This is a genomic window from Puniceibacterium confluentis (assembly GCF_007923445.1).
GTDB classification, from domain to species: domain Bacteria; phylum Pseudomonadota; class Alphaproteobacteria; order Rhodobacterales; family Rhodobacteraceae; genus Puniceibacterium; species Puniceibacterium confluentis.
On sequence record NZ_VOJI01000050.1, the window covers coordinates 1 to 10,620 of the forward strand.

Annotated in this window: 10 protein-coding genes and 1 pseudogene; 7 read left to right on the top strand and 4 right to left on the bottom strand. The window is 60.2% G+C overall.

Going from position 1 to position 10,620, the window contains the following annotated elements; genetic code table 11:
* The first annotated feature begins 163 nt into the window (after nucleotides 1-163).
* From FOY53_RS22055 to FOY53_RS22070, 4 genes and pseudogenes are all read left to right on the top strand, one after another.
* Complete coding sequence (locus FOY53_RS22055) at nucleotides 164-3,151, top strand: GAF domain-containing protein (RefSeq protein WP_146592458.1); 2,988 nt, start codon at nucleotides 164-166, stop codon at nucleotides 3,149-3,151.
* A 16-nt stretch (nucleotides 3,152-3,167) separates the two neighbouring features.
* Nucleotides 3,168-3,548 (top strand): response regulator, encoded by a 381-nt coding sequence (locus FOY53_RS22060; protein WP_186766723.1) that lies wholly within the window; start codon nucleotides 3,168-3,170, stop codon nucleotides 3,546-3,548.
* Nucleotides 3,549-3,823: 275 nt separating this feature from the next.
* Nucleotides 3,824-5,020, top strand: a pseudogene (locus FOY53_RS22065) (IS3 family transposase).
* 432 nt (nucleotides 5,021-5,452) lie between these two features.
* Nucleotides 5,453-5,638: a hypothetical protein gene (locus FOY53_RS22070; protein ID WP_146592460.1), complete on the top strand. Its 186-nt coding sequence runs from the start codon at nucleotides 5,453-5,455 to the stop codon at nucleotides 5,636-5,638.
* A gap of 133 nt (nucleotides 5,639-5,771) precedes the next feature.
* Here the strand turns inward: FOY53_RS22070 and FOY53_RS22075 are convergent, their stop codons facing one another.
* Both FOY53_RS22075 and FOY53_RS24030 read right to left on the bottom strand, forming a co-directional pair.
* The gene (locus tag FOY53_RS22075) at nucleotides 5,772-7,022 is read right to left on the bottom strand and encodes a cation:proton antiporter (protein WP_342784365.1); all 1,251 of its coding nucleotides are present in this window, start codon (nucleotides 7,020-7,022) and stop codon (nucleotides 5,772-5,774) included.
* Nucleotides 7,023-7,112: 90 nt separating this feature from the next.
* The gene (locus tag FOY53_RS24030; RefSeq protein WP_281289609.1) at nucleotides 7,113-7,241 is read right to left on the bottom strand and encodes a hypothetical protein; all 129 of its coding nucleotides are present in this window, start codon (nucleotides 7,239-7,241) and stop codon (nucleotides 7,113-7,115) included.
* A gap of 624 nt (nucleotides 7,242-7,865) precedes the next feature.
* Here FOY53_RS24030 and FOY53_RS23515 point away from each other — a divergent pair.
* Nucleotides 7,866-8,111 (top strand): hypothetical protein, encoded by a 246-nt coding sequence (locus FOY53_RS23515; RefSeq protein ID WP_146592462.1) that lies wholly within the window; start codon nucleotides 7,866-7,868, stop codon nucleotides 8,109-8,111.
* Here FOY53_RS23515 and FOY53_RS22085 read toward each other — a convergent pair.
* Together FOY53_RS22085 and FOY53_RS22090 are read right to left on the bottom strand one after the other, a co-directional pair.
* Nucleotides 8,092-8,733: an O-methyltransferase gene (locus tag FOY53_RS22085; RefSeq protein WP_186766724.1), complete on the bottom strand. Its 642-nt coding sequence runs from the start codon at nucleotides 8,731-8,733 to the stop codon at nucleotides 8,092-8,094. The two genes, FOY53_RS23515 and FOY53_RS22085, sit on opposite strands and share 20 nt — an antisense overlap.
* A 68-nt stretch (nucleotides 8,734-8,801) precedes the next feature.
* Entirely contained in the window at nucleotides 8,802-9,215 is a 414-nt protein-coding gene (locus FOY53_RS22090) for a heme-copper oxidase family protein (protein ID WP_146592464.1), read from the bottom strand.
* A 92-nt stretch (nucleotides 9,216-9,307) separates the two neighbouring features.
* On the opposite strand from FOY53_RS22090, the gene FOY53_RS22095 reads away from it, so the two are divergent.
* Nucleotides 9,308-10,261, top strand: coding sequence for a LysR family transcriptional regulator (locus FOY53_RS22095; protein WP_246107514.1), 954 nt, complete (start codon nucleotides 9,308-9,310; stop codon nucleotides 10,259-10,261).
* A gap of 165 nt (nucleotides 10,262-10,426) precedes the next feature.
* Nucleotides 10,427-10,620: hypothetical protein (locus FOY53_RS23520; RefSeq protein ID WP_222435325.1), on the top strand; the 194-nt coding region annotated here is incomplete at its 3' end.

Consider the following 10,620-nt stretch of genomic DNA (forward strand, 5'->3'; position numbering starts at 1 on the left):
TGATCGCTTCATCGTCTGTCTCCTTTGCAAAGAACAGACGAACCCCGAATCGCGGACGTTTCAGGGGAGCAGGTCACCGCAGATCGGGTGGCACCTCGTTGCAGGGGGCCCCGCCCTTGCCTATGCACGCTTGCAGGTTATATCGCGCGTAGGAGGGGCGTCTATGCTTTCAAATATGGACGAACGGCTGATCTTTCTTACGGCCGGGGATAAAGTCGCGTCTTTGATCGAGACCCGTGCTTGGCATGGGCATCCGTTGGGCGCGCCTCAGGACTGGTCACAGAGCCTCAAGACTGCGCTTCAGGTCATATTGGCGTCCCCCTCGCCAACTTTTGTCTGCTGGGGGCCTGAACAGTTCCTGTTCTATAACGACGCCTTTGCCTCCCTACTGGGCGCGGCACATCCGGAGGCGTTGGCGGAGCCCGCGGGGAAGAGCCTGCAGGGCATGTGGCCCGATCTGGCTCCGGCCATGGCACAGGTTGTAAATCGGGGTGAAGCAGCTCAACTGACGACGGCGATACCGAGCTCCTCCGGTCGCCAGGCCATTCAGCATGTGCTGACTCTCAGCCCCCTGGCAGATGATCAGGGTCGGCCGAGGGCGGTTCTTTGCACCATCCTCGAGACGCAAGCCGAACGTTTCAACGCAGATGAGCCCGGCGACCTGCAGACCTTGCAGCACAAGCTGCTGGAACTGACCCTTCTGGAACGGCCGCTAAAGGTGATCCTCGACGAGCTGATGCGAGCGGTTCAAACGTTTATCGGCGAAGATTCCCCCTGTTCGATCCTTTTGACTGACAAGGAAGGCGTTAGGCTCTTCCACAGCGCTGCGATCGGGCTGGCTGAGGCCTATACCGATGCCATCGACGGGTTGGAGATCGGACCGGCGGTCGGATCTTGCGGGACGGCAGCACATCGCAAGTCTGCGGTCGCCGCGGCCGACATTGCTAAAGACAACTTGTGGGAGGATTTCCGGGACTTGGCGCTTGAGCACAACCTGCACGCTTGTTGGTCTCACCCCGTTGTCGGGACCGGGGGCAAATTGCTGGGGACATTTGCGACTTACAGACGTCAGCCCGGACTGCCAACCGCGCTCCAGGACGATTTTCTTGATCTGGTCGCTCGGATCACTGCCCTGGTCCTCGAACGCTATTCGGCCCAGGAAGCGCTGAACGATCAACGACGGCTACTCGAAACCCTGAACCGCACCGGCGCCGGTGTTGCGGCCGAATTGGACCAAGAGGCACTGGTGCAGATGGTCACCGATGCTGGCGTCAAACTTACGGGCGCGCAATTCGGAGCATTCTTTTACAATATTGTAGCGACATCGGGTGAAAGCTACATGCTCTATACCCTGTCCGGGGTCGACAGGTCGGCCTTCAGCAATTTCCCAATGCCGCGCAATACCAAAATTTTCGCGCCGACGTTCGCCGGGGAAGGCATCGTCCGGTCGGACGACATCACAGCCGACCCGCGCTATGGCCAAAATGCGCCGTATAGGGGCATGCCAGAGGGACATCTGCCGGTCCGCAGCTACCTGGCCGTTCCGGTGGTTTCGCGGTCGGGCGAGGTTCTGGGTGGCTTGTTCTTTGGTCATGAAAAACCCAGACAGTTCTCGGTTCATCACGAGAAGCTCATGGATGGGCTTGCGGGTCAGGCATCCATCGCGCTGGACAACGCGCGTCTCTACCGCTCAGCGCAAAACGAGATCGAGGTGCGGCGCCAAGCCGAGGAAGAACTGATACGGATCAAGAGTGATTTGGAACTGGCTCAGGAACGGATCGAGCTGGCCTTGGAGGCCGGTGCGATCATCGGCACCTGGATCTGGAACATCCCGACCGATACCGTCACCGCTGACGAGCGTTTTGCACGGGCCTTCGGTCTGCCAGTTGACCGCTGCCAGAAGGGGATGCCAATGCTCGATGTGGCGGCGTCCGTCCACCCCGAAGACTGGGATCAGGTGCAGGCCAAGATCGAGAAATCCATCCGAGAGGGGGGCACCTACAGAGCTGAATACCGATCAAGAGATGCGGACGGGTGCTATCGCTGGGTAGAGGCCAGTGGATATTGCGAGCTAAATGGCGAAGGTCAGGCAATCCGGTTTCCAGGCGTTCTGATGGATACAGAACAGCGCAGGCAGATCGAGAGCGATCTCAAGCGGCGTGAGGCGGATCTGGCGCTTTTGCTGGATGCGACGGCCGACGGGTTCTATGCGGTCGACAAGGGGGGATATACGACCCGCTGCAACGCGGCCTTCCTGCGCATGCTCGGTTTCGACAAGGAAGAGGATGTCATCGGCAAGCAGTTGCATGAGCTCATTCATCATACGCACGTCGACGGCTCGCCTTACCCGCACGAAGATTGCCCGATCTACCATGTCGCTTCGACCGGTGAGATGGCCCATGTTGACGACGAGGTGTTCTATCGGACGGATGGCACGTCCTTCCCCGTGGAATACTGGGTTCGCCCCGTGATCTGGCAGGGAGAACTGCAGGGCGCGGTCTGCAACATACTTGACATCAGCGAACGCAAGCAGGCCGAAGAGGCGCAGAAGTTGCTGATGCGCGAGCTGAACCACCGGGTGAAAAACCTGTTCTCCATTACGGCAGGCATGATCAAGATGACCTCCCGCCATGCGACCGACGTGGAAGAAATGTCGTCATCACTGACGGGCCGCGTGATGGCGCTCGCCCGCGCACATGAACTGATCAGCAGTTCAATCACGTCACGCCCGAACCATGAGGCCCCCAGCAGTCTCCGCAGACTGGTTGAAGTGGTTCTGGAACCCTATGTCGAGGGGCGTCCCGGAGTGCTTGACCTCACTGGCCCCTCCGTGGAGCTTGGGCCCACGTCTACAACAAACTTCGCGCTCATCATGCATGAGTTGGCCACCAACGCCGCGAAGTATGGCGCTCTTTCGGCTGCAAATGGGAAGCTGCGCGTTGCCTGGGACCTCGTGGGAGACGTGTTGACCTTGGATTGGACAGAAACGGGAGGCCCGGCGTTGGCAGGGCCCCCGCTGCAAAACGGCTTTGGCAGCCAACTCGCGCGGCTCAGCGCCACCGGACAATTGGGCGGTGGGATCGAGCATGTCTGGCATCAAGGCGGGGTCGAGGTCCGCCTGACCGCTGCGCGCGATCGCCTCGCACAGTAGCATGAGGAGCAAGGGCATGCCCGGAACTGACCAATATCTCGCCGGCCTCAAGGTTCTGATAGTTGAGGACGAACCCTTCATCGCACTGGATCTCGCCTACGGCGTTGAGGAGGCGGGCGGGATCCCCTTGGGACCGGCTTCTTCCATCGCTCAGGCCCTGAGGCTGATTGAGAACGAGTTGCCGGATGCAGCGATCGTCGATGTCGACCTGCCTGATGGAAAAATAGGCCCGGTGCTTGCCGTCCTTCGCCCCGGGGTGCCAGTTGTTGTGCATACCGGAGTGGGCCTGCCGGAATCACTGCGTGAGGCCCATCCTGAATTGCTGGTATGCACCAAACCCACTGCCCCTTCCGAGTTGGCTCGACGGCTAAGCGCGGAGATATCCCGGCCTCTCTGATCCACAGGATGCATATCGATTGGCTCTCTAACAGGCTGCTGAAGAAGTCGGGTTCGAAGGACGTTGTTCCTGCCGCAACGATTTGAAGTCGGTTCTCTGCGGCATCGGCGGCAGACGCCGGGTCTGGATTGCCTTTTCCGTTATGCCGCCAGGAGTTTCGGCAGCCTCGAGAGGTTGCAGGCCACCATGGTCATCGTGAACTGCGCACGGACTGGACCTGTCGCGGTTTGGTGCCGCTCCTTTGATCACGTAATGTGCAGCAAAGGAGAGGAACCATGGGCACAGGCAGAACGGATGAAGTTCGCAAGGATGCGGTGCGGATCGCGCTGACCAGCGGTCTTTCGCGGCGTCAGGTTGCGGATGATCTTGGGTCGGCTTGTCGACCTTGAACAAGTAGGTGAACGCGCATTGCGACACGGATGTGGTGTCATCCGAGGGCCGCGAGTCGGCGCAGGAGAACGAGCGGCTTCGGCGCGAGATCCGTATTCTCGAGGAGGAGAGGGATATCCTGAAAAAAGCCACCCAGTTCTTCGCGGGCCAAAAGCCGTGAGGTTCAGGTCATTGAAGAACAGCGCGGGGCCTTCCCAGTCGATCGGCTGTGCCGAGTGATGAATGTCAGCCCGCGTGGCCTGCGGGCGTTCCGGAGCCGCCCTGCCAGCCGCAGGCAGCGCATGGACATGGTGGTTCTGGCCCACATCAAGGAGCAGTCGCGGCTGAGCCTCGGCAGCTACGGTCGCCCCGGGATGACCGAAGAACTGAAGGAGATCGGCGTCGATGTGGGGCACAGGCGTGTCGGGCGCTTGATGTGTGAAAACGGGATCGTCGTTGCAAGAACGCGCAGATTCAAGGTGACGACGGACAGCGATCACGCATTCAACATTGCGCCAAACCTGCTGGACCGTGACTTCACGGCGGATCAGTCTGACCAGAAATGGGCAGGTGACATCAGCTACATCTGGACCCGCGAGGGGTGGCTGTATCTGGCAGTGATCCCGGACCTTCATTCCCGCCGCGTGATCGGCCGGGCCCCCTCTCATCGATACCGCGTATCGACTGCCGGGCAACGGTACAGCAACCGCAGGAAGCGCGATCTGGCGATCCGGGCCTTGAAGATGGCCATTGCCTTCAGGTCACCGCCCAAAGGCTGCATCTTCCACACCGACCGCGGCAGCCAATACTGTTCGCACGACTATCAGAAGGTCCTGCGCGAGCACGGCTTGAAGGCTTCGATGAGCGGCAAGGGCAACTGCTATGACAACGCCGCCGTCGAGACCTTCTTCAAAACCATCAAGGCCGAGCTGATCTGGCGGCGCACCTGGGAAACCCGGCGCCAAGCAGAGACCGCCATCTTCCAATACATCAACGGCTTCTATAACTCGCGCCGTCGGCATTCAGCATTGGGAGGGGAACGCCCCTCGGCCTTCGAACGCCAGGTGGCCCAAACGAGCAGTCGGGGCGGCACAAACACGTGACAGGTCCACAACTGCGTCAGCGAGAAGCGTGGCGAGTTTAAGCCTTGGACGCGCTCATCGCTGCGCAAGCCTTTCAAGGCCGCTCTCAACGAACTGGCGTTTCAGCGTGAGCTCGATGCTGATGAGGATGCAATCGGCCTTGTTCTGCCGGTGTCGACCGGGGGAACTGAGGGCCAGGCGCTTGTTGAGCCGCAGGAGGCCGAAACAAGAGTCGCTGGCGAGTCTGAAAACCTTTCGGCCGGACGTATGGCCAGTGACGCAAGTCAGCGCCCCGAGGCCCCTTCCAGCGCCTCTGGTGAGCTGCAGGCCAATCCCGTAACCGGCACGCAGACACCTGCAGGGAGTGTCCCGGCAAAACCGCCTGCACCGCAGCAGAACGCGGCGTATGAGTTCCCTTTGACGCGCCGCAGTCTGAACACCACGGAGATACGTGTGATCGACATGATCATGCGGGCGCGCAAGTTGAGCCAGAGCCAGGTCATGGACGAACTTGGCCTGCCCCGGCTCGACCGTTCTCTGTGGATGGTGCGGCGTCGTGGAACCACGGCCAGTCCTGACATGCCTGACAGGCTAATGATGTGGTTCAAGGCGAATCGAGCGGTCTGGGCGAAACAATGACTGCCGTGGCCCGACGTCTGGCTGTCGACTGCCTGAACGGCATCCACGGCCGAAAAGGAATGATAACCGTTTCGGCGCCAAAGCAAGCATTTGCCGATCGTCGGCCCCACCATTGAGCACGGACCCTTCAACATCACCGCCATGACCGGCTTTTGCCTTCTTCGGGAGTGATTTGATCCATCGCCCAACCGACGCTGAACCCGTGCAGGATCGTCGACAAAAGGATGACGAGGCCCACCAGCGACCATAATTGACTTTCGTTGATGAACTCAACGTGACTGCCCGCATAGCAGAGGTAGTAGATCGAACCGACTCCGCGCACTCCATAGACAGATACAACTGCACGGTCGCGCAGGTGGAGATCGCTTCCCAGCAACGCGATCCAGCCTGACAATGGACGGATCACCAGCAGCAGCACCAGGGCGATCAGGACGAGCCTCCATGTCAGATCGACAAGAAGGGTCGGCAAAACCGCACCCAGTCCGATCAGCAGCAGCGCCGTCAGGGCGTGTTCGATCGATTCCGAGAAATCGTGCAGGCGCCTGTGGAAGACGTGGTGCTCCTCAATCCGGCGCAGGGTCAGCCCCATGATCACGACCGCAATGAATCCATAACCCTCGATCAATTCGGTTGAGCCGTAGCAGAGCAGGACTCCCGCCAGCGCGATCACCCCCGAACCGGTTTCGGCCAGCGTGGAATATCGGGGCACTGCAAACAAAATGTAGCCGAGCATGCGACCGCCGGCCCAGCCCATCGCCGACCCGACACCTATCCGGTAGATGACATCACGCAGGAACCATTCGAGGCCCCACGCGTCCACGGCGAGGCCTTGAGCGGCAACGATCAGGCCCAAATAGACAAATGGGAAAGCCAGCCCGTCATTCAAACCAGCCTCGGTCGTAAGGGCAAAGCGCACGGGATGCTCAGCACCCTCTTGCGGCGGTCCGACCTGGACCTCGGCTGCCAGAACGGGGTCAGTAGGCGCAAGCACTGCGCCAAGCAAGATGGCTCCAGCCAAAGTCAGGCCAACGATCCAGACGCTCAGCCCGGCAACAGCGAAAATCGTGATCGGCATGGCAACGGCGAGCATCCGCACCGTCGGCGCCCACCGACGCCAAGGGCGCAAGCTGTCGATGCGCATGCCGGTCCCAAAAAGTGCCACTATGACCGTAAGCTCGCTGATCAGCTCCCATGGCAGCGGCGAAACCCTTGGATCGGGCACGACCGGCAGGCCAGGCACCATCAGAGACGCCGAGGCACCAAAGAGTATCATCAGAGGTGCCGACGCCGGTTCGCGTCTTGAGACCAACCGCGGCAACCAGCGCGAAAGAATCACGATAATTCCGATAACCGCAAGCGCGACATGGTAGGGATTGAAGGTCAAGAACGACTCTGGCGACAATTTGTGGGTCTCTCTCGCCGGATTCGGCATTGGTATCGCGAAGATAGTGGAACTTTGAGACCAACGTAATCTCTACAGGAACCGACTCCAACCAATCGGCGAGCGGCAGGGCACAAGTGTGTCGATCTCGACCAATGGGTCCTTCTTGGCGTCCAGGCTCGCATGGCGGTCGGAAAGGTCGAAGAAACTCATCTGCGCCATCGTCAGGCCCCCTGCCCTTGCAGCCGAACGCGTAGCGCTGCGGCCGCAACCTGGAACAGCCTGTGCAGATCGGGTGCCTTGCCGGGACGCTTCCTGCCTCCCGGCATCCCGAAGCGGATCAACCAGGTGCCGAAGACGACCAACTCGGCGGGCTGACCGTGGTTGCAGCACCTTACCCGCACCTGTCCGCTTTAGGAGGGAACTGGGTTACAACAGGACGTCCAGCCCCGACAGCCTCGGCTTCACGCCTCATGTTGTCGACCGGAGCCAGAGGGTAATGGGGATGCAGTCGGGAACGGCACCCGCCGCAACGCCTTTTCGAGGTATTCACCCGGCATCCCTTTGCCCTGCGGCTGCGCCGAAGGAGGTGAACGTCGGGGTTGCCAAACGTTGTCATTGGCCTTGCATAAACCTTGCCGAGGTAAACGTTGCGCAAGGCAAACCCTAACATCAGGCTCAAAAATAATGTGTTTCGCGCAGGTTTTCGCACGCCGTCGCAGGCTTGCAGGTCGAAAAAGCCTTTCATATCAATGACCGCACCTTTCGACTTTTCCCTCGGCGAGCTGAAGATACATTTCGCGGGCCTTCGGCAACTCTTTCGATCACCAATTAGCTTCGACAATTGTGCCCCTCTGGCTCAGCCAATCGATTTTGGAGAACAAAGCGACGTCACCTGATGCAGCGGCGTTGCAAGCTGGATTGGCGAGCAGCGGTGCCGAGATTGACATGAAAACGCCGCAGGATTCCCGCGTCTGCGCCCCCGCGTATCATCCAGTCCCAGTAGGCCAGATGGCGGTCCAGATTGCGGGCCAGATCGGCCGGAAAGCAGAAGGCGAGGATTTCGTCGGCGTCATGACAACACACAGCTGATGGCGAGGCTGCCCCGGATCGAGGTGACGCAGCCAGAGGCGGACGATTGGACCGTCGCGAGGTAGTCGGACGCGGCAGCATGAGCGCAATTGTCGGCGAGGATCAGGGCGCCCACCCGAATCTTGGGGCGCAGCAGCTGGAAGATTGGCAGATACGCGCTTTTCCAGCCATCCAGAAACAGCATGTCGATCGGGCCGGGCACGGATTTCAGCGTCTCGTGCGCGTCCCCTTCAAGCAGCGTGATCGCGTCCGACAGGTCCGCTTTCGCAAAGGTCTCGCGCAGCGCGTTGCATTTTTCCGGGTGCACCTCTGTCGTGATCAAGGCTCCCGCGTTGTCCTTGGCAGCGGCACCGAGATAAAGCGAACTGATCCCGAAGGAGGCGCCGAACTCGACGATCCTGCGTGCGCTGATCGCTCGGGCGAGGATGTAGAGCAGGCGCCCTTCTTCGGGCGATACGGCGAGGTAGAACTCGCCCAGCCGCACCAGCGCGCCGCTTCCGCTGGCGTTGGCCGTGGCATCGGTCGTGCCCGTCCGGTCACTCCAGCGTTTGGCATCTCGCGCGGCGGCCGCATGCAAATCTTCAAGCACGGTCAGGGCGGCGGGATGATGGTTGAGCGGCACGGTGGATGACCTTTGCGCTGAGAGCTGAGTTGGGGCGGACTGTGCGTCCCAACCCACGGCCCAAGGGCCTATTCGGCCGGTTGTGCGTAGGGTTCGGCACGCTCAGAGTCCGTTGCCCCAACGCCGTTCCGCAACACCACGAAGCCAAAAAGCGCCATGGACAGCACACCAAGGACGGAGCCCAGCTTTGCCAGTGTTTCGCCTTGCCCGGTGATTGCCAGAACAATTCCCGGCGTAAGCACAAGCACCGTCGCCACCACCAGCGCGTAGTGAACGGCGGCGATGCGTCGGGAGGCTGCCCGAGGCGTCAGCGCGTAGTAGGTGCCGAAGACCGACATCGCCACGAACCCGATCAGGTTCAGATGACCATGCGCGGGTGAGAGCGTGTGGTCATGAGTGGCGGACATCTGGATGCCCCAGATCATGCCGCAAAGCGCAAAGAGCGCGCCCGTAGCAAAGAACCAAGTTGCAATAGATTTCATCTGTTTATTCCTCTCCTGAGGGTGCGAGGGCGTCATTCTCCATAGGGAGGTTACTGCGCGGAAATGCATATGATAAATCGATTGATTGTATTATGGATATAACCATGGTTAATCTATATAGCTTCGATCTGAACCTGCTCCGGGTTCTGGATGCGCTCCTGCAAGAGCACTCGACCGTGAAGGCGGGCAGACGCCTCGGCCTGACACAACCGGCCGTTTCGGCCGCGCTTGGCCGCTTGAGGGGTGCGCTGGACGACGAGTTGTTTTTCCGCCGGGGGCAGGGGTTGGAGCCGACAGCTTTCGCGCTTTCGCTTGAGGCGGAACTGCGCGAGGTGCTGGACCGGATCGGACGCCTGATCCAGGGCCCAGGCAAGTTCGATCCGGCGACGGCGCAGAACCGGTTCCGGATTTCAGGTAGCGATTTCTTCGCCGAGATGCTCATGCCACGGCTCGCCGATCGGCTGCAGGCGGTGGCGCCCTTGGTGCGCGTGCACCTGGTTGATCTTGTGCCGGATAACTACGTGGATACCCTCGAGAGATACGAGGTCGATCTTGCCCTGATCCCCAAGACACAATTCCCGGATTGGACTGAATGCCAACAGGTTTTCCAGTCATCCTTTTCGGTCATCGCACGGAGTGGGCATCCGCACCTCAGCAAGGCCAGGCTAATCACGGGCGACATCATGCCAATTGATCTGTTTTGCGACCTCGGCCACGTCCTGTTTTCACCCGAAGGAAACGACGCGGCCATGGGCGATGAGGCTTTGGCCCGGGTCGGGCGCAAACGGCACGTGGTCATGACCATGCCGGTGTTTTCCGGTGTTTACCGCGCGGTTGCCGGATCAGATCTCATTGCGCTTCTGCCGACCGCACTCGCGCATCAGGTCGCGCCGTCCGTCGGCTTGGAAGTCTTGCATCTGCCAGTCCCGGTGGCACCAGTTCAACTTGTGCAGGTCTGGCATCGTCGGTTCACGTCCAGCCCGGCTCATGTCTGGCTGCGGGATCAAATCGCAGATCTGTTGCGCCCTCTTTGCGACGCCGAGTGAGGCGCACAAACAAGGAAACCCTTCTTTTTAGCCCTGTGTTTGGTGCGCGACGTCTGACCCATGTAGCTCGACCACGTTTTTTAGCTTGTCGGCGCCGCCTCTCCTCATCGTCTCGAACAGTTGATAGCGACCTTTAAATGGACCGCGCACCAGAAGGAAGAGAGCATGGACAACCTAACAAATGGCCGCGACGTTGGCATAGATGTCAGCTGCGACTGGCTGGATCTTCATTGCCTGCCCGACAGGCTGAGATGCAGATTACCGAACGTGCCAGAAGGTCACGCTAGGTGTTTGATCCCACGGTTTGATGGTGTGATCCTTTCGCAGGAATGGAAGGAAGCACTATGGGAGAAGTTCGT